This window comes from Carboxylicivirga sp. M1479, assembly GCF_007097485.1.
Taxonomy (GTDB): Bacteria; Bacteroidota; Bacteroidia; order Bacteroidales; family Marinilabiliaceae; genus Carboxylicivirga.
Genome location: NZ_VKDE01000001.1, coordinates 269,231 through 294,864, shown reverse-complemented (window position 1 = coordinate 294,864; position 25,634 = coordinate 269,231). Strand labels below are relative to the sequence as shown.

General features: G+C 35.8%; 24 protein-coding genes. 19 read left to right on the top strand and 5 right to left on the bottom strand.

Annotated features, from left to right (window positions below; translation table 11 throughout):
* Window positions 1-24: 24 nt before the first annotated feature.
* Window positions 25-546 (bottom strand): CvpA family protein, encoded by a 522-nt coding sequence (locus tag FNN09_RS01280; RefSeq protein WP_143299655.1) that lies wholly within the window; start codon window positions 544-546, stop codon window positions 25-27.
* Window positions 547-691: 145 nt separating this feature from the next.
* Window positions 692-1,360, bottom strand: coding sequence for a Crp/Fnr family transcriptional regulator (locus FNN09_RS01275; protein ID WP_143299654.1), 669 nt, complete (start codon window positions 1,358-1,360; stop codon window positions 692-694).
* A 224-nt stretch (window positions 1,361-1,584) separates the two neighbouring features.
* Here FNN09_RS01275 and FNN09_RS01270 point away from each other — a divergent pair, with 224 nt between their 5' ends.
* From FNN09_RS01270 to FNN09_RS01250, 5 genes are all read left to right on the top strand, one after another.
* Entirely contained in the window at window positions 1,585-2,997 is a 1,413-nt protein-coding gene (locus FNN09_RS01270) for an alginate export family protein (RefSeq protein WP_143299653.1), read from the top strand.
* Between the two features lie 91 nt (window positions 2,998-3,088).
* A complete protein-coding gene (locus FNN09_RS01265) occupies window positions 3,089-4,576 on the top strand; it encodes a 4Fe-4S binding protein (protein ID WP_143299652.1) in 1,488 nt (495 codons plus the stop codon).
* A gap of 826 nt (window positions 4,577-5,402) precedes the next feature.
* A complete protein-coding gene (locus tag FNN09_RS01260) occupies window positions 5,403-5,873 on the top strand; it encodes a T9SS type A sorting domain-containing protein (RefSeq protein WP_143299651.1) in 471 nt (156 codons plus the stop codon).
* Window positions 5,874-6,037: 164 nt separating this feature from the next.
* Window positions 6,038-6,661 carry an outer membrane beta-barrel protein gene (locus FNN09_RS01255; RefSeq protein WP_143299650.1) on the top strand — a complete coding sequence of 208 codons (624 nt, stop codon included), beginning with the start codon at window positions 6,038-6,040 and terminating at the stop codon, window positions 6,659-6,661.
* Window positions 6,662-6,775: 114 nt separating this feature from the next.
* Window positions 6,776-7,990 carry a hypothetical protein gene (locus tag FNN09_RS01250; RefSeq protein ID WP_143299649.1) on the top strand — a complete coding sequence of 405 codons (1,215 nt, stop codon included), beginning with the start codon at window positions 6,776-6,778 and terminating at the stop codon, window positions 7,988-7,990.
* Between the two features lie 265 nt (window positions 7,991-8,255).
* On the opposite strand, the gene FNN09_RS01245 is transcribed toward FNN09_RS01250, so the two are convergent.
* Window positions 8,256-8,747 carry a hypothetical protein gene (locus tag FNN09_RS01245; RefSeq protein WP_143299648.1) on the bottom strand — a complete coding sequence of 164 codons (492 nt, stop codon included), beginning with the start codon at window positions 8,745-8,747 and terminating at the stop codon, window positions 8,256-8,258.
* 459 nt (window positions 8,748-9,206) lie between these two features.
* Between FNN09_RS01245 and FNN09_RS01240 the strand changes: the two genes are divergently transcribed.
* Entirely contained in the window at window positions 9,207-9,935 is a 729-nt protein-coding gene (locus FNN09_RS01240; protein ID WP_143299647.1) for a TetR/AcrR family transcriptional regulator, read from the top strand.
* Between the two features lie 244 nt (window positions 9,936-10,179).
* Here the strand turns inward: FNN09_RS01240 and FNN09_RS01235 are convergent, their stop codons facing one another.
* Window positions 10,180-10,884, bottom strand: a complete 705-nt coding sequence (locus FNN09_RS01235; protein WP_143299646.1) for a DUF6261 family protein — start codon at window positions 10,882-10,884, stop codon at window positions 10,180-10,182.
* An 886-nt stretch (window positions 10,885-11,770) separates the two neighbouring features.
* Here FNN09_RS01235 and FNN09_RS01230 point away from each other — a divergent pair.
* The 12 genes from FNN09_RS01230 (at window position 11,771) to FNN09_RS01175 (ending at window position 23,837) form a co-directional block, all read left to right on the top strand.
* Complete coding sequence (locus FNN09_RS01230) at window positions 11,771-11,965, top strand: hypothetical protein (RefSeq protein ID WP_143299645.1); 195 nt, start codon at window positions 11,771-11,773, stop codon at window positions 11,963-11,965.
* A gap of 38 nt (window positions 11,966-12,003) precedes the next feature.
* Window positions 12,004-13,572 carry an NACHT domain-containing NTPase gene (locus FNN09_RS01225; protein ID WP_185968809.1) on the top strand — a complete coding sequence of 523 codons (1,569 nt, stop codon included), beginning with the start codon at window positions 12,004-12,006 and terminating at the stop codon, window positions 13,570-13,572.
* A 269-nt stretch (window positions 13,573-13,841) separates the two neighbouring features.
* Window positions 13,842-14,243: a hypothetical protein gene (locus FNN09_RS01220; protein WP_143299643.1), complete on the top strand. Its 402-nt coding sequence runs from the start codon at window positions 13,842-13,844 to the stop codon at window positions 14,241-14,243.
* 302 nt (window positions 14,244-14,545) lie between these two features.
* The gene (locus tag FNN09_RS01215; RefSeq protein ID WP_143299642.1) at window positions 14,546-15,802 is read left to right on the top strand and encodes a phage integrase SAM-like domain-containing protein; all 1,257 of its coding nucleotides are present in this window, start codon (window positions 14,546-14,548) and stop codon (window positions 15,800-15,802) included.
* Between the two features lie 741 nt (window positions 15,803-16,543).
* A complete protein-coding gene (locus FNN09_RS01210) occupies window positions 16,544-17,413 on the top strand; it encodes an FRG domain-containing protein (RefSeq protein ID WP_143299641.1) in 870 nt (289 codons plus the stop codon).
* A 276-nt stretch (window positions 17,414-17,689) separates the two neighbouring features.
* The gene (locus FNN09_RS01205; protein ID WP_143299640.1) at window positions 17,690-18,916 is read left to right on the top strand and encodes a site-specific integrase; all 1,227 of its coding nucleotides are present in this window, start codon (window positions 17,690-17,692) and stop codon (window positions 18,914-18,916) included.
* Window positions 18,916-19,365: a hypothetical protein gene (locus FNN09_RS01200; protein WP_143299639.1), complete on the top strand. Its 450-nt coding sequence runs from the start codon at window positions 18,916-18,918 to the stop codon at window positions 19,363-19,365. Before FNN09_RS01205 ends, FNN09_RS01200 begins: the two co-directional genes overlap by 1 nt.
* A 281-nt stretch (window positions 19,366-19,646) precedes the next feature.
* Window positions 19,647-19,934, top strand: coding sequence for a helix-turn-helix domain-containing protein (locus FNN09_RS01195; RefSeq protein ID WP_143299638.1), 288 nt, complete (start codon window positions 19,647-19,649; stop codon window positions 19,932-19,934).
* A 128-nt stretch (window positions 19,935-20,062) separates the two neighbouring features.
* The gene (locus FNN09_RS01190; RefSeq protein WP_185968808.1) at window positions 20,063-21,583 is read left to right on the top strand and encodes a phage/plasmid replication protein; all 1,521 of its coding nucleotides are present in this window, start codon (window positions 20,063-20,065) and stop codon (window positions 21,581-21,583) included.
* A 130-nt stretch (window positions 21,584-21,713) separates the two neighbouring features.
* The gene (locus tag FNN09_RS01185) at window positions 21,714-22,382 is read left to right on the top strand and encodes a serine protease (RefSeq protein ID WP_143299636.1); all 669 of its coding nucleotides are present in this window, start codon (window positions 21,714-21,716) and stop codon (window positions 22,380-22,382) included.
* 6 nt (window positions 22,383-22,388) lie between these two features.
* Window positions 22,389-22,832 (top strand): hypothetical protein, encoded by a 444-nt coding sequence (locus tag FNN09_RS01180; RefSeq protein WP_143299635.1) that lies wholly within the window; start codon window positions 22,389-22,391, stop codon window positions 22,830-22,832.
* Between the two features lie 105 nt (window positions 22,833-22,937).
* Window positions 22,938-23,837 (top strand): DUF4062 domain-containing protein, encoded by a 900-nt coding sequence (locus tag FNN09_RS01175; RefSeq protein WP_143299634.1) that lies wholly within the window; start codon window positions 22,938-22,940, stop codon window positions 23,835-23,837.
* A 513-nt stretch (window positions 23,838-24,350) separates the two neighbouring features.
* Here FNN09_RS01175 and FNN09_RS01170 read toward each other — a convergent pair.
* Window positions 24,351-24,548 carry a hypothetical protein gene (locus FNN09_RS01170; protein ID WP_143299760.1) on the bottom strand — a complete coding sequence of 66 codons (198 nt, stop codon included), beginning with the start codon at window positions 24,546-24,548 and terminating at the stop codon, window positions 24,351-24,353.
* A gap of 195 nt (window positions 24,549-24,743) precedes the next feature.
* Between FNN09_RS01170 and FNN09_RS01165 the strand changes: the two genes are divergently transcribed.
* Window positions 24,744-25,499, top strand: coding sequence for a hypothetical protein (locus FNN09_RS01165; RefSeq protein ID WP_143299633.1), 756 nt, complete (start codon window positions 24,744-24,746; stop codon window positions 25,497-25,499).
* Window positions 25,500-25,634: the final 135 nt, after the last annotated feature.

Below are 25,634 nucleotides of genomic sequence, written 5' to 3'. Positions count from 1 at the left end.
AAAAAGATATAAACCAGATCAGGATTAGATATCAATACCTTTCTTAGCCTCATCTATTTGCCCTCGAAGCTCATCAAACTGCAAATAAGGAAAAATAGCTGGAGCAATGGATTTGAGTGGTTCATACAAGTGAGACGACTCTTTCTGATCCTCGGGAATTACACTGTAGGTACGTTCAAAACTACCCAAAATAGCAATGATAACACTGATGATAAAGGCGTATTTCAGCAAACTAAAAATTGCTCCCAGTACGCGATTTATCATACCAAGTGCTATGGCCGATACCAGCTTATCAACGGCTTTAGCCACCAAATGAACTCCAACAACAATGAGGGCAAACGTGGCAATAAAAGCAACAATGCCAATATACGATGAATCGATATACTCAATCAGATAAGATTCGGTTATACTACTGAATTCAATAGCGCCATACAGACCTAACACAAGAGCTGCCAGCGATGCGAGCTCAATGATTAATCCATTTTTAAAACCTTTTATAATGGCCAGTACTAAAAGTATACCCGTAACAATGTCGAAATAATTCATAGTGATGTGCTTGGCAGAGCTCCCCTTGATGTTCTGCTTTTGAGTTTGTCAAAAATAGAAAAAGAATTGAGTATAGCGAAGACAATTGCTTTTTCGATTTTGGATAGCTGTGCTTTTTCAATCAATGTGCATTGTAAAACTAACACTAACCAACCCTGCTTACCTCTTCCAATCCTTTAGTGCTCTTTATTACAATTTTCTTATTCTCGATACTTAGCAGGTTTTCCTTTTCAAACTCCTTAATAAACTTGATGGCACTTTCTATGGTGATGGAGGCAAAATCAGCAATCTCCTGACGCGTGAGGTATTCAAACACATCTTCATCGTGAAACTGCTCTGAGGATAAATACAATAAAGCAGAAGCCAACTTACCACGCATCTGTTTATAGGTCAGATCATAAATTATATCCAGGTAACGGTGCTCTCTTTTATAATTGCGCGAGGTCATCTCAAGGGCAAACAAAGGATTTCGAACCAACAACTCCTTAAACGTAAGCTTATCAATCATGCACACCTTTGTTTCTTTCAAGGCAACAACAGAATAGGGATAAATATTTTCACCGAAAATGGTAAAATAGGCCAGAAAATCACCTTTTTTAATCAGGCGTAAGTTAATTTGTTTTTGTAAGCCCTTTTGATTGTACTTTCGGGCAAGACCATCGTTAACAAAAATAACATAATCGGCAAAGGCTCCTTGCTTTATAATGGTTTCGCCCTTGTAATAAGTTACCTGTGTTTTCTGATCATTAAAAAGTTTAATGTCTTCTTCCGACAGGTTTTTAAAACACTCGTATGAATTAAAAAAATCTTCCATTGCTATTTGCTGTATGACTGCAAAAGTATGCATTTCAATTAAAACCACCCATTGTGCTACTGACTCGTTTCCATGCTAATAGATGCATATGCACCAAGAGCGTTATTATTTTTTGTGTGAAAATTCATATAAAATTATACAATTATATAGGTTTTATCACAACTCTTTTTGTTTTCTGGGGATAAGAGTACAATCTACTTTTGTAACCTCATAAAACAGACGACATGAACAAAAGAATTCTGACCATTGCACTGCTCCTTAGCAGTATAGTTACCATAAGCACTGCACAACTAAACATTAGTGGCGAATTAAGAAGCAGAGGCATAGTTGATCATGGCTTTAAAGTGCCAGTTTTGAAAGACACAGATGCCAAAGCTTATTTCGATCAACGCACACGCATTAAGTTTGACTACAGCAAAGACAGATATTCAACATGCATTACCTTGCAAGATGCCCGAATGTGGGGCGGCGACGACATTGTCAACAAGGTTGGAGCCTTTGGTAATTCAAGTTCTTTCGGGCTATACGAAGCATGGGTTAAACTAAATATAAACGACCAGTCATCACTTAAAGTAGGGCGTCAGGAGTGGAACTACGACGACATGCGCATTTTAAGTTTTCGCGATTGGTTAACAGCAGGACAGAGTTACGATGGATTACTGTATGAATTGAAGAGCGGCAAAAGCAAGCTGGAAATTGGCTTGTCGTACAACAACGATGGTAACCGACAAGGCATACCCGATAACTCGGACTGGGACCCACTGAAGCTAAAAACTATGAACTTTGTTCGTTGGCACCGCATGCTTGGACAAAAAACCAATATAGCGGCAATTGCTACTTTATCGGGCAAAATGGATACCACTAAAGACAATCTGTTAGCAACAGGCACACACGGCATCAACCTATTACATAACTATGGTAAAAAAGGCACGGACGGCTTTTTAATGCGTGCATCGGCCTATTACCAGCACGGAACAGATGTTAACCGCGGTTCGGATAATTCATACAAAAGTATTTCGGCCTACCTTATTTCGTTTGAAGCAGGACTGCGCACCTTAAATAAAAAGCTGGAGTTAAAAGCTGGAGCTGAAATAATATCAGGACACGATTACAAAAATACCGATGGCGATTACAACAATACGCGCCACACTTTTGACATGCAATATAGTGCCATACTTCCGTATTATGGTGGTAACATGAATCATTTTGTTTTTCAGGAGAGTTACAAGTTAGGAACAAAAAGCGGCGCATATTTCGATCCTTACATCAAGGCAAAATACCGTTACAGCAAAAAAGGCTTTGTTGAAGCAGCTTTCTTTCTGCCCTACTTAACAAGCGATGTTAGAGCACATACCGCTATTGACCCAGTAACGAAAAAGCCCACAGGTGGCGAAGTAGACGAAAATGGCAATCCTGTATTCTGGAAAGGTAACTTAGGTCAGTATTTCGATGTGAAAACTGTATATCAATTATCGCCCGATATTAACCTAAAGGCTGGTTTTAGCTATGGCGCTATTACCGACATTAAAAACCAAATGGTATATGGTTATAAAGATGCAGCCAACAAAGAGTTGTACGAAGCAGGACACAACTATTTTGGCTGGATTATGCTAACGGTAAAACCTAAATTTTTATAAGCAAGTAACTACTTGCAGTATCCTCATCATCTGAAAAATCGCAAGGCTCCTGCTTTAAAAATTTTATAACATTTAAGTCAATCGATTCATTATGGCACCAACAATTAATTATTCAACACTAAAGCCAGCATACAACATAAAAGCGAAGAGAACTTTTACTGTTGTAAGAAAATACTCCTTTATTTTTACGCTGGTAGTGGCTCTTGCAGGGCAGTTTGAGCCAAAACTGGGTTTACTGGTCATCCCAATTATGATTGGATTATTGATCGCCTCCTTTTTTAAAGGACGTTATTGGTGTGGTAACATTTGTTCGCATGGCTCCTATTACGATTCCTTGCTTTTGCCTTTTAGTCGCAACAGTAAAATTCCAAAATTTATGCAATGGACAGCCCTTTCGCTAATTGTATTGGCATGGTTTGGCTTTCGCATGGGATCGGGACTAATGCACGCCGCCGAATCGTATGGCACAGCCAATTTTTGGGACAAAACAGGTGTTGTATTTGTAAATGCTTACATGATGGTGGTAATAGTAGGCACCACGCTCAGCCTGTTGTTTAGCCCACGCATGTGGTGTAACGTATGTCCAATGGGTTTGATGCAAAAGATGTCGCACTATGCAGGTAAAAAAGCAAAAGTGACTCGAAGCACCGAAGAAAAAGTAACCATCTCTGATGAAAACCAATGCCATAAATGCGCCAAGTGCGCGCGCGTGTGCCCCATGCAGCTAACGCCTTATAATAGCTTTAACGACAAGAACCAGCTCGACAGTAACAACTGTATTAAATGCTCCACTTGTGTGGGCAACTGCCCAGCTGGCATCCTTACTTTTTCAAATGAAAACACGGCTCAATTTATCACGAAGCATGTGAAAAAAGAAGCAGGCGAAAATCGTCAGCGATACATCACAAAAGTTCATCGTATTACGGCACTTAAAGAAGATGTGAAAGAGTTTATTTTTCAGCTGCCCGATGAAGCAATAACCTTTAAAGCTGGTCAGTTTATTCTTGTTAAAATACAAGATGAACCTGAAATGTTCAGAGCCTTTTCTGTGTCGCATTACGATGAAGCGAACAAGCGCATAGGTGTTACCGTAAAAAAAGCACCGAACGGTTATGGTTCCGAAATTTTGTTTAACGATTTTAAAGAAGATATGACCGTGGTACTTGAAGGACCACTTGGCGATGAGATTGTGATTGACGAAAAATCGAAAAAAGCCATTTTTGTTGGTGGAGGAATTGGCATTACCCCTTTTGTTCCGCTTGTTGAAGATGCCATTAAGCGTGAGCAAATAGAAGAAGTGAAACTTATTTACGGCGTAAATAAAGAAAGCGAGCTTATATACATCGATAAATTTAAAGCCCTGGCAAAAGAACATGCCAAATTTGACTTTATCCCTGTTATTGCCTTTGACGATAACTGGCAGGGCGAAAAAGGCTTTGTGACCAATGTACTTGAGAAGCTAGACCTAAGAGACAACACCATTTATATGTGTGGGCCTAAGCCGATGATTGATGCCTCGCTATCGACCCTTAATAAGTTGGGCGTTGATGACAAGACCATCCGTTACGAGAGTGCTTAACAGCGGGCATATTATTACAGAATAAGTATTTGGCTGGTGAATGGGCCTTATACTTTTACTATTTGAATTTCGAGTGGTAGTGTTTGTTTATAAGTTGAATGAGAAAAAACCTGAGTTGGTAGGCCTCAGGTTTTTTTTGCGTTAAAAAGGATGCACCAAAAGCATGACTTGTAAGAATTAAAAAGACATCGAGAACAAGGCATGCATTGACTCCAAAGCTGTGCGAATGCAATATTCATAATATTAATTAGCGTTATGCGCAAGCAGAGTAATCATCTGCATCTCAATTATCACACTCGAAGTTTAGGTATAATAGTTAGATCATTTTCTTGCTAACAGCAAATAAAACAACAAAATTAGCTTTTCAAGTACTTCAGAGCTGAAAAATAGTCAACTTACCTTGTAATCGATGTTGCTTTGATAAGAATAATGTAAATGTTATTGCAATATTTAGTACACGTTAAAAAAGAGATGTATTAAATAAGTTAGCATAATTGACTTATGCATGCCTAAGGGCGGAACTTGGCTTAAATAGTGCGAATTATATAACTCAAGTAGCAACTTACGTTATACGCAAACCAGTTAATACGCAGAACCACAAGTTAAGAGGAATAGTCAACTGCATAACAGTTGATATATTTGACTTTTTTATTTCAGCTGTGTCTATCAACTAAAAAATAAGGCTGAAAAAACAAATGTTAGTTGTGCGCCTTGTCTCATAAAGGCTTGCGGCTTCCTTGTCTCATGCCAAAATTGAGAAAACATATGTAACCCAATGTACGATACTGCGTAATAATGGCATTATAAATTACCTAAACATCACAACATGTTAAAAGTATCATTTTTTATTATTGCATTTATCATGATGCATAATCTTGGCTTTGCCCAAACAGTTGTACGACAATCCATCGGCACAATTGGCAAATCGATAAATACGGATGAGATTAGCGTGCAACAATCCATCGGATTGCCATACAGTACATCCAGAACATCAGGTGTAAAGCCAGGCTTTATTCAATCCTCACAATTCGAAGTAGAAAAGTTGTCATCAACATTTAAAATGGAGCTTCAGGTATATCCAAATCCGGTTGGTCAGGAGTTGAATATCAAAGCGGGTACATCATTAAAAAATGCCCATATTAAAGTAATTGACATGAGTGGTTTGCTGATTTACAGCAACACTCAATCGTTATTGAATAAATACCAGTTAAACTGCAGCAATTGGCCTGCAGGGATTTATTTTGTCATCGTTTCCGATGGTAAAAACACACATAAATCAAAAGTTGTAAAGAAGTAAGCACAGAGGGGTATGGCAATCCATTAATGTCGTATTTATAATGGATACAACCTTGGTGTGGTATAGCTTAATAAGCAGAAGTCACCAACCTGAATATTCAGTTGTGTTATGACTAATCTGGTTATTAGCTTGACTCATTTATTTATCTAATAATTAAATTAACAATGAAATTAATTAATAAAATACTTGTTGGCATTTGTTTACTGGCAGGTGTATCAACAGCATCGTTGGCACAACATAGTGTTACAGTCGATGTTTCTCAAAACATTACTAACTTCAGCTTTACTAATAGTGCAGGTGAAGCCATTAAGGATTATAATCCTGCCTATTCAGGTAGTTATGCATTGGGCTATCGTTACTCAATGGAAAACGGATTGTTTTTCCCTGCAAAACTAGGTATGCGTAAAGCAGGTGCTTCTTATATTTATGATACATCAAATTATATATGGGATTTACGATATGCCGATGCCCGTTTGGGAGTAGGATACAATTATTCGTTTGGCGAGTTTGCAGTTCATGCATCTGTTAGTGGGTATTATGCCTTTCTGTTAAAAGCTAATCAGGTAATTAACAATGAACATTACGACATCAAAGAATCCGGACAGATTAGTAATAATGACTTTGGTGTATTTATCAGCCCAGGTGTCAACTATTCGGTGAGCGAACACATCTCGCTATTCCTCGATTTAAATTACATGATGGGCTTGCAAAATCTGGAGACCAGTGGTGAACAAGAATCTGCCAATAAATTATTTGGTGCTTCTGTTGGAGTGGCCTTTACATTGTAATTGGCGAGCTTAAAAAAAGGTAGGACACCAATGTGTTTTGATTCTTCTGCATGGACAAGAGCGACAAAAAACCATTGCGTGTTACACGAAACAAACGAAAATAAATTTGAAGAGATGAATAAATATATAGTTTTAATAGCAGTTTTCTTATTAGCCGGATTAGCTGTAAAGGCACAGGATAAAGTGGCTAACCTGGAGGGAATTAATTATCAGGCGGTTGCCTTTGATGATGAAAACCATGAAATAGTTGGTGCTGATGTGGTTAATAAGCCATTATTTGAGCGTGAAATTGGCATTCGCTTTACAATTACAGATGGTCCTTCGGGGGTGGTGACCTACTACGAAGAGGAGCATATAACTACCACAGATAAATATGGAATGTTTGGAGCGACGATAGGTCTTGGAACAGCAGTGGGTGGCGACTATGTCAAGTTATTGGATATTCCATGGATTAACGGCGATCAGTGGTTAATGGTTGAGGTATCTAAAAATAACGATGGCTCGTATAAGCAGGTTAACTACGACAAATTAATGGCCGTTCCGTTTGCTTTTTATACCGATGATATTGCAGATAACTCCATTACTACTCATAAGATTGTAGATGAGGCAATTCTAGCACAGGACATCAATACGGGTGCCGTTGAAACGTCAGAGATACTTGACGAAACAATTCAAGCCCAAGATATTGCGACCGGTGCTGTTGAATCATCAGAGATTTTAGATGAGACTATTGTGGCTGGTGATATTGCAACAGGAGCTATCGAAAGTGCAGAGATTTTAGATGGAACAATTTTAAATGAAGACATCGCAAATGCTACTGTTGATTTAACATCAAAGGTGACTAATATTTTACCAGTGGCAAATGGTGGTACCGGTTCTGATGGTTCCAATGTAGTGGATGGTCAGATATTAATTGGGGATGCAGCCAGCGGTCGTTTTGTGCCTACTAAGATTACACCGGGTGATGGCATTCTAATTACTGAGACGGCAGGACAAATAACCATTGCATCGCCACCTATTTCTGCCAGTGTGGATTCAGATGGTACTTTTACAATTCCTGTAGGAAGTAATGGTGATATATCGGCGGGTCAATCGTGGGAATCACCGGCGAGTCTTCAGATTCCTCCTATAGAAGGAAAGCCTTTCGAAATGGGCGACCTTTTTCTGGCATCAGCAAATGTTGACCTAAAGGGTTGTTTGCTGTCTGTTTACCTTCAAAGCGTTGCCGGCGGAGGAGATGCCAAATTAAAGGTTATTCTTTTTAACCCAACAAACAATACAGTAACACTGCAAACGCCTGTTACCTTTAAATTCTTATTAGTTAAGTAAGTTTTGGTGTTTGGCACATTTGTGTCATTTTTTACATATGAAGAGCTGCAGATATAAACCTGTGGCTCTTTTTTCATTAAGTAAATATGTAGTTAGCCACTATTCATTCGTTAATCCAAATAATAACGGCTTTAAAATCACCAAAAAAGTCCATAAGAAACATTTCTTATGGACTTTTTACTGTGGGAATATAGAGGGATCGGGAATCTATATTTCTATTTATGATTTCAAGGATCTGCATCGCCTGCATCCCTTTGAAAATCATTTAGTCAATTTGACGAGTAAAAACCTGTGGTTCTTCGCCTTCGAAAGTAACAGTCATCTCATCGCCACTTACCTTATAAGCAGCTGTAACAGACTCTGCCATTTCAACCTCTTCCAAAGCCATAGCCCAGTTCTCATCACCTTTATTCACATATGTTAGTAAACCATTTTCTCCCTGATAACCAATAACGGTTGGGCTTAGTGTTAGTTCGCCATTATTTACCGATAAAGCTCCAGTGATATCACTTACTGTTGTGCCTCCCTGTATGTTCGACAACAACTCAAATGTAGCTAGATCTAAACCTAAAGTCGTTTCAATAGTAATGTTTGTATTTTCATTTATTGGAATAACACTTTCTGTATTCCAGTAACCAATATGCCCAACGGCATCGTTCACTTCGTCTTCAATTTTATCAGCTATTCCGCAAGAACTAAACGTCATAGAAACACTTGCAACAAATAATAAACCGATTAAAAAATAATTCTTCTTCATTTTTAATTTAATATAAATTGTTAATCATCAGTTATCGATAAAGATCACACATAACAATACACTTCATCAATAACTAGGTTAATATGAATAGGAATTAGGAGGGGTTAATACGGGAAATTATTGCTTGATATCACTCTTTAAAATCCGCGACAAATGTAATTCATATTTCCAATAAAGCACCATTCAGTTCGATATAATTATTACTCAAACACATCCTCAACTCACTATCTATCTTAATATCTGCTCTTTATATTCTAATAAAAATCTTTAAAACACCATATAGTACAAAACAAAACCGATAACTCACTTATACAAGAAATAAAATAATTATTACTTTCGCACAATAGCAATTTCTAACCTTTGAGAGCTAAGCATATAAAATTTCAATCATTTAGTCCCAAATTGCCACATAAAACACATTTGAATTACCTTTATACCTCGTAAAATATTTTTTCAGACATGATAAGTTCAAGAGAGAAAAAGGCCATTGCATCAAAAATGGCCTTAATGAAAACAATTGGTAATGTACTTAAAGAAAAGAGCTTCTCTAAGTTAAGCATCAATGTTATATCAGAAGAGTCAGGGGTTGATAAGGCTTTTATCTACCGACACTTTACCGACTTTGAAGGCCTCTTGAAAGCATACATCGAAAAACGGGATCATTGGTTGATCAACCTGAAAGAGATTTCGAAGCATCCAATTTCTGATCATCGAAATTTTATGAAAGAGCTCTTAAGCGCTCAGTTTAAAGAAATTTATGCCAATGAAGAGTTCCAACAGTTTCTGGTTTGGGAATTGGGCGATAAAGTTGGATTTACATCTAAAGTATCGATAGAACGCGAAATACTGGCGCAACCTATATTTGAACAATGCAAAGATGTATTTTCCAGCTATCGCATTGACCTCAACGTTATATACGCCTGGTTTGCAGCAGGCATTTACTACCTTATTTTACACAAGGATGTATCTACTTTTTGTGAATATGACTTTACACAAAAACAAGATGTTGATGAATTTTTAAAAACCCTTAATTGGGTTGTTGATGTGCTATTTGATAAACTTGAAGCTGACGAAAAGCTTGATCAAATAGCCATTAAAGCACACGCCAAAGGCCTTAGTGTTGACGACGTAGCAGAAATAACAGGACTCTCTAAAAACAGAATAAACGCCTTAGTTCATTCCTTTTAATAAACTGACATTAAAAGAACAAAGGTGCAATACCATTTAGAATACATCAGATAATTAATCAAAACCTACAAACTCACAATCAATTCTTTACAAACACACCTCCATCTGTACAAATAAACCTTTTGGTACGCTTAGCCATAGATACCAAAACAGGAACCTATTTTTTTACGAATTAACACGAGGCAAAAAAGTCCATAAGGAACTTCCCTATGGACTTCTGAAAACAAACATTGTGGACAATTATTTACTCAGCTTTATTTGAGCGTTTCTTTACATTAATATTATTGACTTCTATTATTTGAGCCATGGTATCGAACAAATCACGATACCTTGCCTCGTCTACCTGTATCATGGCACGCAAATACACCACCAACTTATCGTTAATGTTGTTTAGTAGCTCCTTCTTAAGTTCGGTGGCATTGGCCTGGTTCTCATCACTGGCCTTATTGGCCAGGTAGGTAAGGTTGGCCTTCTTAACAACCGCTTGCGAATCTTCGAGGCGCGCTATTAACACACTCAGGCCCGAAAGAGCATCAACAGATGCTTGGACATCTGTTGTCTTCAGGTCTTTTAATAAAGACTCAGTCAACGACGACTGTATCGCATTACTTTTTCTCACCATTTCAAGCGTGTACTTGTCAAGCACCGCCTGCACCGTCTGAGCAGCTTGCTGTGTGGCTTCGTCAGGATGATGCAAAAAGCCCCTGGTGAAGTAAAACACATCTCTGGTATCTGTGTCGCGCTTGTCGTCGTTACTGTCCAGTTCTGATTCTGACTTATCGCGTTTTATGGCCGTATTCAAAGCCTCTGAATTTTGGCTAAGTTCCACCTGCAAGCTACTCAGGTGAGTGTCGGCCGACCAGTCGCCTTTTTTTATGGCATCCAGTATTTGTCTGCCTACACTGTCCACCTCGGTGGTACGGCTCGATGATCTTAATTTTTCAAGCATAATTTGAGTTTTTAAAGGTTTAATATGAATAGTACAATGTTTGTGGCATTACAAGTTGGTATCACCATGATACTGGCACAAATCGTTTTTCTCAGAATCATGGTGACGTTTGGTGAAACAGCAGCGCGAAGGCAAATGTCATGATGACATTGGGCCGCGCGTCGTCGTTTCTTCAAATGTCATGATGACGTTTGAAGAAACGGTGCGTTTTTAACATTTGTCACCATGACAAAGCATAAAACGCGACCGTTCGGCCATTTGTCACCATAACGATGCTTCAAACGCTATGAAATTGCTATAAATCTCTTTGTGAATCAACCAGAAAGCTGCTGTACTGGCCCCAATGGGCTTATATAAACGTGGCTGATGAGTAGTGATGCACCGATAAGCACTGGCGCTATAGTGGGTTTAGGGGAAGTGCAATAATACATGATTAGGTTAAGCTGTTATGTGTTTAGTTGTTTGATTTCAATTGACTAATGTAAATATAGTATGAATGATAATAATTATTGATAATAACAAGTGATTTTTTAACGGAAAGTGGGTAATAGTTGGGTTGGTGTTATTGATTATGCTTAGGAAAGGATACTAAAGAAGACAAAACACGCATATCTGAAACCTACATAAACTCTATTCTTATGTTGTTGCAAACTCATTCATTTGATGAATTGATACAAATAAAAATAATATCAGCACGCACTAAGTATAATTATATTAAGGGGCTCTATAAGATAGGATTAAGTAAAAATCATTTGGCTGTTGATAGTGTGGAAATTGAGAAGAGTGAGGATTTTGGGATGTATCATAACATAATATCATAATTTTGTATAAAACGAAAAAAAAATGATTATTTTTCAAAAAATAGAAATTGCAGAAATAATTATCTATGAACGAATCTACAAATACTGATTTTGATATTAATAAAGTTGCGGCTGAGTTTGTTAGCCTTAATTTAAAAGAGATTTTTGAGTTATCAGCAGATGTTTATATGGGTGCTAAAAAAGGTATGCAACAAAAGCTGAAGACCATATATAAAGGATACCTAATGAACGTTATGGAAAGTCAAAAACATTCTTCATAAGAGATGAGCCCCAAAGGCTTGATACATTTTATGTACCAGTGGGAATAAGTACAAGTAAGATAAATATAAACACTGTTAACCTTAGAGCGATACTTAGTCACAACAATAAGTCAGTTATTACTGGTACCGCAGGTGCAGGGAAATCAATACTTCTTAAATATTTATTAATTGATGCACTTAAAGAAAAAAAACAAGTTCCTGTTTTTATTGAACTTCGTCATGAAGATGGCACTGAAATGTCATTGATGGATAGTGTTTCTTCTAATTTGGAATGTTTTGGTCTTAATCTTGGGCAAAAATATATTGAAAAGGCATTTAGAACTGGCCAATTTATTTTGTTCCTAGATGGATTGGATGAGGTGAATTCCGAAAAAAGGGAACAGATAGTTAATGAATTAGATGAAATTTGTAAAGAATATCCACTAACAAGTGTTTTGATTACATCACGTCCCGATGGATATCTTGCTGAGCTTCAAAATTTCACCATCTATAAAACTCAGCCTCTGTCAAAAGACCAGAGTATGTTGCTTGTTGATAAATTACCAGCAGATGAACTGATAAAAACTAAGTTCGTAGGAGATTTAGAAAGTGGGCTTTACGAAGAGCATACATCTTTTCTCTCAAATCCACTGCTTCTTACGATTATGTTATTAACATATGGTTATAGTACAGAGATTCCAAACAAACGTACTGTATTTTATAATCAAGCCTTTGAGGCATTGTTCCAAAGGCACGATACAATGAAAGGAGCTTACAAGCGCAGACGTGAAACCTCGCTTGATATTCAGGATTTTGGAAAGATTTTGAGCGTTTTTTGTATACAGACCTATGATGATGGAAAGGTGCAATTTTCAAAGCAAGAAGCCTTGAAATATCTAGATAAGGCCAAAGAACTGATTAATATTGATTTCGATAGTGATAATTATCTTAATGATTTAGTACAGTCGGTTTGTATAATTGTTGAAGATGGATTGTTTTTGACTTTTTCACACCGTTCTTTTCAAGAGTACTTCACAGCATTATTTATTACCAATGCAGATTCGAAAATGAAACAGAGACTCTTAGAGAAATATCGTGCTGAGATCATTGATGACAATGTTTATGAATTGTGTCACGAGATGGACGCAGAATTCATAGAGTATGATGTAATATATCCTTTTCTTTTAAAGTTATTTGAAGATTTAAAAATTAAGAAAAATATTGGTATCACTCATTATGCTAGGTATATCAAGCTTATGTGGACTAGGATATATTTTAGGGACAGTCTCGTATTCGGAACGATTAATCGAAGTGGTGATACGAATAGAGTTATCAGATATATCTATAATTACATTGCCAAAGATAGTGATAGAGAAGGTAGTGCGAGAGGTACTGGAAAGTCTCATTACTTAGAGGAGCTTAAAAAAGAATCTAAAGAGCTAAAGACTGAAATTATATTTCCTATCAATGAATTAAACTCTAAACATCCCTTAGTAATAGAATTGTACAAAGGTGGTAATTATTTGTCAGTAAAAACATTGAGGATAATGATGAAGGTTAAGAAGGAACTTGAGCTTAAGAAGTTGAACAGAACGCAAAAGCTAGAAGAGTTTCTTTTTAACAAATGACCTATAAATTGACACCACATTTGACACCTCAAAAATACAAAAGCCTGCTAATCGAATGATTGCAGGCTTTTTAGTAGTCCCAACCAGCCTAATGCCTGTAGTTTCAATCGAATGTATCGTAAAGCATTACAAAAACTCTCTAATGAGTTTATTAAATAGTACCTGTATTGTATTTTCAGACCACCCCTGACTGTGCCCTTTCACAAAGAACTGAACAAACACACATAAACTGGGTTCTATATAGAGTTCTAACTCTAAATCAATTAAGCATGAAACTATTGCTATTTATTATTGCATCGGCCTTATTAAGGGGATGTGCTGGATCTAATTTTGATGTGATTGTTGAAGATACTCCTTTGGTGGGTTTTGAACACCAGTATAAAAGCGAAGAACATGGCTTACTGCTCAATTTGTATAGCGGCAGTAGAGACGAATTAATATTGTTTCAGAAAGGACTTACTTTCAATGCTAAAATAGAAAGTATTAAGGGTAAACTTGAATCTCACCCACTCCAGAAACTAAATGGCAAACGGATGCACTATCCCTCCTTTAATGTATTTCAATCGGATAGTATCAGCATCATCTTTGAACGGCGGCAAATGAATGATAAAATGTACGTTGTAAATGAGCAGCGTGTTGTAGATTATTTTGAGCAAAATCAGCTTGAATAATATTGGAAACGTGTATGAGTGCCTTGTCGCATAGAGAGACTGAACAAGACGAACAAAAATACAAAAACCTGCAAATCAATTGACTGCAGGCTTTTTAGTAGTCCCTACGGGAAGACGAATGCCATTTTAGTAACTTTCTCATCCACTTATATTTCCAAAAATAAATCGTCACTAAGCCCTGTTTTACTGTACATTAACAACGTCTACTTACGACAAGAGAAGACATTAAATGTCAAAGTACGACAACTTTTCAGGACAAATACAGACCATTTTTTTGTATATTGTTGGAAAATCTTAATGCGATGGCCACATTCAAAAATTTAATTAGAGCAAAGGGAAGTGCTGTTAATATTTATATCCGAGTTACCGATTCATCAAAAGGCGTTGACCTAAAGAGAAAAACAGGATTTGTTATTAATTCAGATCATTGGAGCAATAGCAAAAAGGTCGTTAAAGCACTTATGGTTGAAAAAAACAATGAATTGCAGAAGGATTTACGCAGGCAAAAAAGCTACATAATTAATGAGTATAATAAACTTACTGCAAGTGGCAGGGTCGCTTCCAATGAATGGTTGGAAAAGACTATTCGTTCATTTCTTGGGAATCCTCAAAAAGACACTGATTTATTCCTTAATTACTTTGAGTATTACATTAAGTCTATAATGCCATCAAAACTCAATCTATCAGGCTCTAAGGGCTTAAAACAGGGCACTGTTAAGCAATACAAAACCGTATATGCAAAGTTTAAATTATTTGAGAAACAATCTGGGACAAATCTAAGAGTTATTGATGTAGATGCTAGTAAGATAAAACAATTTGAAGGCTTCTTACTCAATAGTGAAAGGCTATCTAATGGAACAACTGGTAGGTATCTAAAGTATATTCTTACAATTATTCGAGCTGCAAGAAATGAGGGCAGAAGAGTCTCTAATGATATCAACTCCGTAAAGGGCTATAATGAGAAAAAACAATACATTATTACGCTGTCATTATTAGAACAAAAGAAAATCCATTATACACCAATGCCATCAAAGCAATTACAAGAGGCAAAACACTGGCTAATAATAGGTTGTAACCTAGGACAAAGAGTCTCTGATTTGCTATTGCTTACAAGTAAAAATATTTATCATGACAAAGGCAAGTCCTATTTACAATTAACGCAAATGAAAACTGGTAAAACAATCGCTATACCGCTTTTTAAGCCTGTTTTAAGCGTTTTACAAAGTAATGATGGATGCTTTCCTAGCAGCATGAATTCTGTGACCTATAACAAGCTCATAAAAGAGGTTTGCCAAGTTGCAGGCCTTACACATTTAGTAAGAGGTAGCAAAATAGTAGATAAGAGAAAAACTATTGGTTATTACCCTAAAAACGAACTTATTGCCTCTCACGTGTGCAGAAGGTCATTCGCAACAAATTTTTATGGTCAAATACCAACTGCTTACTTGAAGGATATAACTGCTCACAGCACAGAAAAACAATTTCTAGAGTACGTCGGAAAGGCACCTACAGATTCTGCTGTTGAGGTCGCTAAAATGATGGAAACAATAGATTACTAGCTAGTTATACCACTTTCAAAACCACTACAATTACTACTTGACATATAAAAGAATTGAAGAATGTTCGTTAAGCAGAATGATTCTAGATAACACTAGGGTTTTTCTGCTTTTTTGTACGATATAAATCAACGCTATTCACTAATTAAATTAACCCTAAAATCTATTTATTTAACACTATGACTACCAAGCACTTTGATTAAGGTGTAAAATCCTATTTATTACTTTGATGATAGATATGCTAGAAATATAAAAATACACAACCAACACTTAATAACTGATTTTGAATACTTTACGGAAAATGTGCCTAATGTTTATAAACTCTTGTTTTATGGATATATATGGTGCTTTACCCCTCATCATCAATTATCGTAGTGAGATAAAAATCAACTGTGGGAGGCAGGCCAGATGAGTCTGTCTAATCGATTGAAGTTTTACATGTTGTATGCTATTTTTTTAAATCCTTGCTCTGACTACGCCGTCAACTAGGTAACCGACTAGGTATACAAAATGTGTCAAAACGTAATGCAGAAGTGCATATACTACCCAAATGGGTCGGGAGGACTTTCAAAACTAACAATCAGTAAAAGTAATTTGCTTTTAAAACTCTTAATTTAGTTCTCTAAGTCGGGAGTAAAGGGCGAACTATGCCTAGCTGTTTTCTTTCTTTTAGTGTAGCATAAATTAGTAATGTTTCAGCCTTTTATTAAATTTATGATCAATTAAACTTATAACCATTTGATTATGCCATTATTGCGTATTGAATCAGTGTCTCATGCATTAGAATTTCGTTATGAACTAGGATTGACAAACTCAAATTTTCGTTTTAGGGGACAAGCGGATTATTCTTGGACATTGATGCCATCTATTTACCGATATTCTAACTTTAACCGTTTTCAGACAGTCGTATTCGAGCATAATCTACTTAACTCAAAACCAAACCATCCTATTCCGCCAATTACTAATACCAATTATGATATTGAATGGATTATGCTATGTCAACATTATGGAGTACCAACAAGACTATTGGATTGGTCACAAGACATTCATATCGCTCTATATTTCGCTTGTTGTGAGAAAAAGTTCAAACACAAAGATGCTGCACTATACATCTGCAATAATGATGACTATAATGCTTACGGTAGTTATGAACAGGATTTAATGGATGTACAAGAACTGTGTTTTTTAGATACTTGCATTAAGAATCCTCGGATGAGGACGCAATCTGGTAGTTTTATGCTTTGGGGACACTCTCCACTTCAAACTGATGTCACTGAAAGTTATGATTTATGGGATTTTTATAAACAAGGCAAAACTGAATCGTACATCAAAAAAATCACTATCCCAAGACAATTTAAAACTAAAATATTAAAAGAACTGAGTAATGATTATGGGATTGACTACAACTCACTATATCTTAAAAGCACTACATTTGATAAAAGAATAGAATTCAGCAAGTTAAAAGATCGCATTCAATTACAAACTCTTTTTACCACTGATTCGAGTAGACTTAGTATAGTTGACAAAAGAAAAGCACGATCATATTTTAATGCTAATGTAGAAGATGCTTATAAGGGTTGCATTAGACTAAGCTCTATAAAAGGTAGGATTTAATGTACAAATGAAAAATACATAAAAAAGTCCATATTCAGACCAAAAAGAAAGTCAACCTCATCTAAGAAGCTGACTATCAGGTGTTTTGATTTTGCCAATGTAGTCCCGACGGGAATAATATTAAACCTACAATAAAAATTAATTAAATTTTAAAAGCATCTCAAAAGCCCTATTAATAAAGGAATAGCTATATTTGAGTTTCAATGTCATTTATTGCAATTCAAATGAATTAAGTAATATTTGCCACCACATTTGCCACCACTTTAAATATGGGCTATGAAATATAAAACTAACTCACTTGTAAAATTCAACCTTAAAAAGGTGCCTAATTCAACAAAGCCATGTCAAATATTCTTAGTTGTCGTATATAAGGGCAAAAGATTACGTCATTACATAGGTAAACGTATTGAGGAAAAAAACTGGTTACCTTTGAAGCAAAGAGCAAAAAGCCAATATTCCAATGCTACCACTTTTAACGCATTCCTTGATAAGTTGGCATATTATACAGAGGATGAATACAACAAGTACTTAGTAGAAGGTGAGGTGGTTAACCTTGATAAACTGAAAGAAAAAATTAATGATTTCCTAAATCGTGAAGATTCGGTGGATGTTATCACACATTTTAAAGAATACATTGAAGTATCTAAGAATAGTAAAAAGCCCAACACAATAAAAAGCTACCAAACCACACTTAGTCACTTAGAGGACTTTGTAAAAGACACCAAATATACTTTAGCTTATAATTTAATTGACAACTCGTTTCATGAAGTGTATGTGGACTACTTGCTTAATAACATGAAGTTAGCAAATAGCACCATTGCAAAAGATGTGAAGAAGCTAAAAACGTTTTTAAATTGGGCAACTGAAAAAGGCTACAACAAAAACACAACTTACTTAAAGTTTAAGAACGTATCTAACGAAGGGCAAATATTCTTCCTGACTTGGGATGAATTGATGCACCTAAAAGATTATGACCTTTCAGATAATGATAGACTGCGAAAAGTAAGAGATGTATTTTGTTTCATGTGTTTTACTTCTATGCGGTTCTCGGATGCGATGAATCTTAAACATGAGAATATTAAGGATGATTATATATTTGTTACCACCATTAAAACGAGTACACCTGTTGCCATACCGCTAAATCAGTATTCAAGAGCTATTTATCAAAAGTATGAAGGTGAAAGGGGTAATGTATTTGAAGATATAACTAACCAAAAATTCAACGAGTACTTAAAAGAATTAGGTCGGCATGTAAAACTAAACACGCAAGTACAGCTTGTAAAATACAAAGGTGGAATACGAGAAGAAAAGATGGTTGATAAAAGTGAAATATTATCTTCGCATATAGCTCGAAAAACCTTTATCACAAATGCGATTGCAAGAGGCATGAAAACAGAAGTGATAATGGATATCACCACACATAAAGATTACAAGGTATTTAAACGTTATTTTGAAGTTGTGGATGAGCATAAGAAAAGTGAAATGGACAAAGTATTTGGCTAATGGGTTGGACAAGAAAACTAGGAAAATACAAAGGCGATATATTTAAGGCGTTTGAGGAACATAAATTTGAAGAACGATTAAAAAATCTTGAAAATAGGGAGAAAACTAAACCCAAAAATACTAACCAGGGCACTACACGACAAACCACCCTTGCAACTCATTACATGAGAAAAGCAATGCGCTTTCCAAGAACAGAAGGTACACACTCCGTTGATGCTGGGTTTATACAATTTTTGACAGGTCGTAACAAAGATGAGATTAGAAAACTATTATCTAATCCGTTAAAACGTTCGGACGAAAAAGATGGAAAAGCAACTTTAGCACTCATCAAAGATTTAGATGTGGTAAAAGAACAATTTCAAGCTATCGGCTTTTTTGATGGAGTTGATTTAATAAATGATGATATTGAAGTTTTACAAAACGACCTTAAGACCTTCAAAGAGGTTTAGGCTACTACATTAATCATTTTTCTACGTCTTGCCCTTACCCTAAACAACCTCTCGCGATATTGCATCAAACCGAAGGTAGGCCACAAAGAAGGGCAGGCCTAAGTTATGCTCTTAAATTTCTGTTTATGTTCGAGTTAGTGCTTTGCCTAACGAGAATTTCACATTAAAGATTTCATCTTAAGTACAGATTATTTATAGCCTTGGGGGTACCCAATCGACCTTACCCAAGCATGGTTTCGCAATGAATTTTGACTCAAAATCATTAAAAAAAAGAGTCAGAAATGAAACTAGAATTTACTTTAACACAAGAGTTTAAAGATGAGATTAGAACTCTACTGAAAGAAACAATCAAAGAAGAACTTAATACTATAAGTTCGCCACAAGAAAACAAACAGGCAGATGAAAAAATGCTGTCACGTGAAGAAGCAAGTCAATTCTTAGGCTGTTCACTTACTTCGTTATGGCATTATCAAAGGAAGAACCTAATTCCTTATCATCAGGTAGGACGAAGAATTCTATTTAGCAAATCCGATTTAGTTAACCATTTAAAAGTTGAGGCAATCAAGTAAAGGACTTCTGCGAGCTTATAACATAGCAGAACCTGTGCAAGATTTTCACTCAAAGAATAGAGGGAGGATGAGCAATGGTAGATACAATCGTTTTAAGAATAAACAACTTGCACCAATACCCCAAAATATTGGAAGCATTAAGAAAAGAAAATCAAGGACAATATTCATATGTAAAAGATAGTCCACATGACCAAGAAGTAGTTGACATTGAAACCGGAGAAATATGTAAAGACCGGTTCTTACAAATTAAACAAGTGCATTATGCTGATACAGGTAAGACATTCACATCATATAGAAACAGGGTACTTACACCTTCATATTATTACTTAGTTTATAGCGTAAGAGTTGACCGAGATTATGTAGAAATGAATTTTTCTATTCCAAAGTATATATACGGAACTAATATCATGCAGTTCGTACCACACAATTTTGAAGAGCATCCATATAGCAATGAAGACTTAGATTCTTTAGAATTCAATGCTGATATTACTTATGAACGGCTGATGGTATTCATTGATAACTTTATGAATCATTGGTTTAAGGATATTGAAATCGACAAAGAAGATATTGAGATAAACGGTCTTGACTTGTGTTATAATCAATATTTTAAATCAACGGAAGATTCACTTAAATACCTCGATTATCAAAAACGCATAAAGAAGAAATACTTAAAAAAGACTACTAAAAATAAGGTAGATTGGGAGACGTCAATTTTTTTGTCAAATGCACGCTATGCGGCAAAGATATATCATAAAGGCTCTGAATACGCAAAACCAAAAGGTGATCGTCAACACCATTTAGCCATGAATAAAAAGTTAGGTAAGGAACATTTTGAGGTTGAAAGTAAGTATGAAGAAGGTGTTATGGTTCGTGAAGGATTGGAAGATACAGCCAATAGAATACTGCGTTATGAAATATCCTTTAAAAAGTCCTATATAAGTTACTTATTTAAAAAGTATTTATTTGCTCGTGATTGTACAGCATGGCAGCAGGCACAAAAGGATTACAAAGAAGTAAATAGGGTTGTTAAAAAAATAAGAGAAAACAGGATTAAAGGCTTAAGCATTTACCATCTTGAAAAACAGTATCGCAACTTTTCACCTGAAAAGCGAGTGTATCATAAAGCTTATTCAAAGATTCTTAATCGTAGTAATACATTTAGATTGGCTATTACTGAAACAGATAGGAGGGAGAATGAATCACTTAACGCTTGTTTAAGAGATAACAAAGGCAACTTTGAACCACCTAAAGCGGCTTTATTCACAAAAGAGCTATTGAATGAGATGTTTAAAGTATTTCTCAATTTTAAAGAAGAGTTTCGTATTAGTTCAATGGATAAGTTTACCGACACCACTAAAAGAGTGATTGCCTACAATAGCGATGTGGAGAAGTATAACAAAAACCTACCAAAAGGTTCAAAAGAACGTAAAACGCGAATATCAGAAACTTACATAAATGGGATTCTTATGTTGTTACAAACGCATTCGTTTGATGAGTTGGTACGGTTAAAGATTATATCAGCTCGAACAAAGTACAATTACATTAAGGCACTTGATAAAATTGGATTAAGCAAAAACCATTTAGCTGTTGATAGTGTAGAGATTGAGAAAAGTGAGGATTTTGCAGAGTATCATGAAATGTTAAATTAGATAAGTTGAGTATATATGAAATGTAAAGTATTTGGATAAATATATATTTAATATAAATTTGATATGCTTTATATTGTGCTAATGTAGTACGATATAAAGCATATTACGTTTTACGTTATAAAATAATAATATGTACAGAGAACTAAACAAAAGATTTGCAGGAGCAGTTTTTATGCTCGCTAAAAAAACAGAAACAAATGTCGAATTCCTTGGAACAGGTTTTTTGGTTTCACGTCAAGGTCACATTATGACATGTTCACATATTATAAACCCGATTGATTCAATAGTAGCTATAAAGGTTGGAGATGGACAAACATTTAACCCAATGACTCTTACTAGGGTGAATTTCTATGAAGTGACTTTAGTTCAAAATGATGCTCAACATGACGTTGCGTTACTTAAGTTGAAGAGTGATATTGGTGCACAAGTGCCTGATGATATCTTTGGTGATACCGATCAAATTGAATGTGGCTCCAGTGTTGCTTTAATTGGTTTTCCTTTTGGTGATAGGGGGTTACACGTACAGACGATTGCTCATGGAATATTAAGTTCAAAGGTAATTGATTCTTCTAACGTAAAGTTACTACAATTCGACTGTATGATTCATGAAGGTAATAGCGGTAGTCCCTTATTAGATTTACGAACAAATAAGATTATAGGTATCGTTACAAACAGGTTTAACCCACTTGGTGGAGGTGGTGGTATTTCTATTGGCAATCGTCAACTGGGAGTTGATACAAATATATCATACGCTGCATCAATCGAATACGGCATAGAATTATTGGAAAACGAAAAATAAAGTGTAATGTTAACATTTCAAGACTCAGAGATTAAAGATTTTATCAATACAGATATTCCAAGTTATCAAAGAGGAACTTTACTAGAAGCAATTAATGCTAATTCAACAGAAGCTGATTTTTATGATGTAATTGGCCGTCAATTAACAGGAGAAGGTTCTAGTAAAACTATGTTGCTTAATACAGGTCCAGCTATTAGCAAATCAAGCTTTTGGGATAAGGTAAAAAAGGAGGTGTATATTTTTATTTGTACGAGTGACAAGAAATATAAAACTGAAAGGAATTTAATAGGTAAGAACTTTAAGGAAGTTGCAACAATAATTGCAACTGCAATTGCTGGAACTTTCTCATTAGGAACTGGAGTTGTTGTTGGTATTGTAACTAATATTTTAATATCGATAGTTAAGGTTAATCAAAACGCGTGGTGTGAACTGCAAAAAGAAAATCAATAACACCCCATTATAATGGCAAATAAAGCATGGGCTTGTCGCAGCTGCAATACAAGCCCACGCTTCATGGACGAGTGGTCAACTTCCATTAAAAATAAGAAATAGCATATGGCAAAAACAGTTTTTATATCATCAACATATCGAGACTTAATTCCTCATAGAGATGTGATTTGGAAAGTTCTGCAAAACTTCGATGTTAAGATTACAGGAATGGAAGCTTTTGGGGCAAGAAGAAGTAATCCTTTAGATACTTGCTTTGATGAAGTTAAAAGCAGCGATATCTACATTGGTATAATTTCAATGTGCTATGGAAGTATTGATGATTTAACTGGTAAATCTTATACGCAATTAGAGTATGAAAAAGCAAAAGAATTAGGACTTGAAATATTGATTTATCTAATAGATGAAAGTCAAGGAGTTATTAAAACTGGTAATATTGATTTTGGTGATAAAAGTTTAAGATTAAATAGTTTTAAGAATATTCTAAAAAAGAATCATACTGTAGATTTTTTTAATAATGAAACTGACCTAGGTAGTAAAATTAATAATAGACTTGAAAAACTTTTACCTACTCCGGGTCAACTTCTCACACGTCCAAAATCTATTGAGGCTAAGGTGAATAGAATTAAGTTGGATAATGAGAGTTGGATAATCTTCATTGGTTATTATAATGGCAGACCATTTGAAGTTTGGTCTGGGATGGCTGATGATATGGATGGCATATTATTGCCAAAATCAGTTGATAAAGGGCTATTAACCCAAAGGGATTATAATGGAGTTACTGACTATGATTTTACATTTCAAAACCAAAGAGGTTACAAGACGACAATTGAAGGGATTAGTCATATGTTTGATTTTCAAATTAACACCTATGACAAGGTAGTATCAAATTTATTGCGAAGTGATGTGCACTTATCAGTTATTACGAGTACTATTCAAAATTTAACAATAGAAAATAAAAAGCATAGGTCTTGGAATGAAAAATTAATTGAGATATTGGAAAAATAAAAAAAAGTCCAATAACTCGTATGATGCCCTTGTTTCATGTTCTGACCAATAAAAAACAAACAATCATTTGCCACCAAGTTTGCCACCTTAAAAACACAAAAGCCTGCTAATCAAAAGATTGCAGGCTTTAAAGTAGTCCCTACGGGAAAAGTATCATAAGTGTAAATCACATCTAAATCAATCAGTTACAACATGGTGTTTTTCATGAGGTCATTAAATAGGTCACGTGTTAAATGAAGTGACATGGTGCTGATTGTTGTCCTTCGACAGTTACAAAGATACGGAATTGTATAGTTTGAAGCTATTTAAAATAGTGTAAAGCAAGTCAAATATTATTAAGTGAGGTGACCTAAATTGTGCCTCAGCTGTAGATATACACCCTAAGGTTAGTGATGGTTAAAGTATGTTGGTGTTGTTTGAATAAAAATATATTGATACAGGCTATTTGAGGGAGTATAAATTTAATGGGGAGTGAATGTACTTTGCCTGTTAAACTAGTGAAATGACTAGCCCTTAATCGGTGATGTACTGAAGAACCAACTCTTCTTTAATCCCTGTATGGCTAGCAAACTCATCAGTAGTTATAAATTGATGCTCTTGCTTGCCAAGTGATGCTTTAATCCTATGCAGTAAGCGCCGGCTTGCCTTCTCACTTTTTCCAGTGATGCGTTGTACATCTTTGGGGTAAATGCATAGTCGTGTTAATTTCATTGTCATAATACTAGTTTACTACTGTATCTATACTTCATCCTTACTTGGACATTACTTCTAATATACTAAAAGCCTACTTTACTTTATGACTGTTTACGGTCATAATTACCAACAAGTGCCATAAGGGACATGCTTATTTGAATTGCCATTAATGGGATTGTATTTTGAGGCTATTAATCCATAAAAAATGATGTTATGGCAAGGCAAAAAGGAGTGATTAAGTTGGAAGGGCGCGTTGGTGATTTGTCGTTTTACAAGAGTGGCAATGAGTACCTGGCTCGTGAAAAAGGTGGCGTTGATGGTGACCGTATTAAAAAGGATCCTGCATATGCCAGGACGCGAGAGAATGGTGCTGAATTTGGTCGTGCCGGTAAAGCTGGCAAAGAGTTGCGCAATGCTTTGAATGAAGTATTGGTGCGATCAGCTGATAAACGAGTGTCTAACCGTTTGGCTTCGGCGATTTTGAAAGCTATACAGGCCGATACGACTAACCGACGTGGTGAGCGTAATGTGCTAGATGGTGATTTGACCTTGTTAAAAGGTTTTGAGTTTAACAATGTTGCATCACTGGAGTCTGTATTGAAGCTTAGTTACACGGTAGCTTTTGATCGTGCAGCAGGCGGCTCTCAACTCGCTATTGAGGCGTTTAACCCAAGTAAGGAAATTCCAAAGGTAGAAGGTGCGACGCATGTGCGTTTTATCCTGGCAACTGCTGCTGTTGATTTTAACAATCAGAGTTACGAAGTGGATGTACAGGAAGGGGCCGATGTTGAGATTACCGCTTTGGAACAAAATGCTCTGAATGTTGACTGTGCTATTTCAGCTGATTCACCTCATCCAGTGTTTATTGTTGTTGGTGTGGAGTATTACCAGGAAGTTAATGGGCATATGTATGCTTTGCAGACGAAGACTTATAACCCAATGGCTATTGTTGAGGTGAGTAAGGTGTAGGCTCACTAAGCGGTGAGATTTGAGCGATGAGAAGAGAGGGAATTAGCAGCATGGTAGTTTTCTCCCGCTGATTGCGCTGATTGGCGCAGATCTAAAATTGTTTGGTTTAGGTCAAATTGATTTACAGCATGGTTA

Excerpts from the sequence above, each read along its gene's own strand:
- FNN09_RS01275 (WP_143299654.1), bottom strand. The coding sequence starts at position 1,360 with ATGGAAGATTTTTTTAATTCATACGAGTGTTTTAAAAACCTGTCGGAA.
- FNN09_RS01245 (WP_143299648.1), bottom strand. The coding sequence starts at position 8,747 with ATGAAGAAGAATTATTTTTTAATCGGTTTATTATTTGTTGCAAGTGTT.
- FNN09_RS01165 (WP_143299633.1), top strand. The coding sequence starts at position 24,744 with ATGGCAAGGCAAAAAGGAGTGATTAAGTTGGAAGGGCGCGTTGGTGAT.
- FNN09_RS01220 (WP_143299643.1), top strand. The coding sequence starts at position 13,842 with ATGAAACTATTGCTATTTATTATTGCATCGGCCTTATTAAGGGGATGT.
- FNN09_RS01185 (WP_143299636.1), top strand. The coding sequence starts at position 21,714 with ATGTACAGAGAACTAAACAAAAGATTTGCAGGAGCAGTTTTTATGCTC.
- FNN09_RS01265 (WP_143299652.1), top strand. The coding sequence starts at position 3,089 with ATGGCACCAACAATTAATTATTCAACACTAAAGCCAGCATACAACATA.
- FNN09_RS01230 (WP_143299645.1), top strand. The coding sequence starts at position 11,771 with ATGAACGAATCTACAAATACTGATTTTGATATTAATAAAGTTGCGGCT.
- FNN09_RS01260 (WP_143299651.1), top strand. The coding sequence starts at position 5,403 with ATGTTAAAAGTATCATTTTTTATTATTGCATTTATCATGATGCATAAT.
- FNN09_RS01255 (WP_143299650.1), top strand. The coding sequence starts at position 6,038 with ATGAAATTAATTAATAAAATACTTGTTGGCATTTGTTTACTGGCAGGT.
- FNN09_RS01270 (WP_143299653.1), top strand. The coding sequence starts at position 1,585 with ATGAACAAAAGAATTCTGACCATTGCACTGCTCCTTAGCAGTATAGTT.
- FNN09_RS01240 (WP_143299647.1), top strand. The coding sequence starts at position 9,207 with ATGATAAGTTCAAGAGAGAAAAAGGCCATTGCATCAAAAATGGCCTTA.
- FNN09_RS01215 (WP_143299642.1), top strand. The coding sequence starts at position 14,546 with ATGGCCACATTCAAAAATTTAATTAGAGCAAAGGGAAGTGCTGTTAAT.
- FNN09_RS01280 (WP_143299655.1), bottom strand. The coding sequence starts at position 546 with ATGAATTATTTCGACATTGTTACGGGTATACTTTTAGTACTGGCCATT.
- FNN09_RS01200 (WP_143299639.1), top strand. The coding sequence starts at position 18,916 with ATGGGTTGGACAAGAAAACTAGGAAAATACAAAGGCGATATATTTAAG.
- FNN09_RS01180 (WP_143299635.1), top strand. The coding sequence starts at position 22,389 with ATGTTAACATTTCAAGACTCAGAGATTAAAGATTTTATCAATACAGAT.
- FNN09_RS01195 (WP_143299638.1), top strand. The coding sequence starts at position 19,647 with ATGAAACTAGAATTTACTTTAACACAAGAGTTTAAAGATGAGATTAGA.
- FNN09_RS01170 (WP_143299760.1), bottom strand. The coding sequence starts at position 24,548 with ATGAAATTAACACGACTATGCATTTACCCCAAAGATGTACAACGCATC.
- FNN09_RS01175 (WP_143299634.1), top strand. The coding sequence starts at position 22,938 with ATGGCAAAAACAGTTTTTATATCATCAACATATCGAGACTTAATTCCT.
- FNN09_RS01235 (WP_143299646.1), bottom strand. The coding sequence starts at position 10,884 with ATGCTTGAAAAATTAAGATCATCGAGCCGTACCACCGAGGTGGACAGT.
- FNN09_RS01250 (WP_143299649.1), top strand. The coding sequence starts at position 6,776 with ATGAATAAATATATAGTTTTAATAGCAGTTTTCTTATTAGCCGGATTA.
- FNN09_RS01205 (WP_143299640.1), top strand. The coding sequence starts at position 17,690 with ATGAAATATAAAACTAACTCACTTGTAAAATTCAACCTTAAAAAGGTG.
- FNN09_RS01210 (WP_143299641.1), top strand. The coding sequence starts at position 16,544 with ATGCCATTATTGCGTATTGAATCAGTGTCTCATGCATTAGAATTTCGT.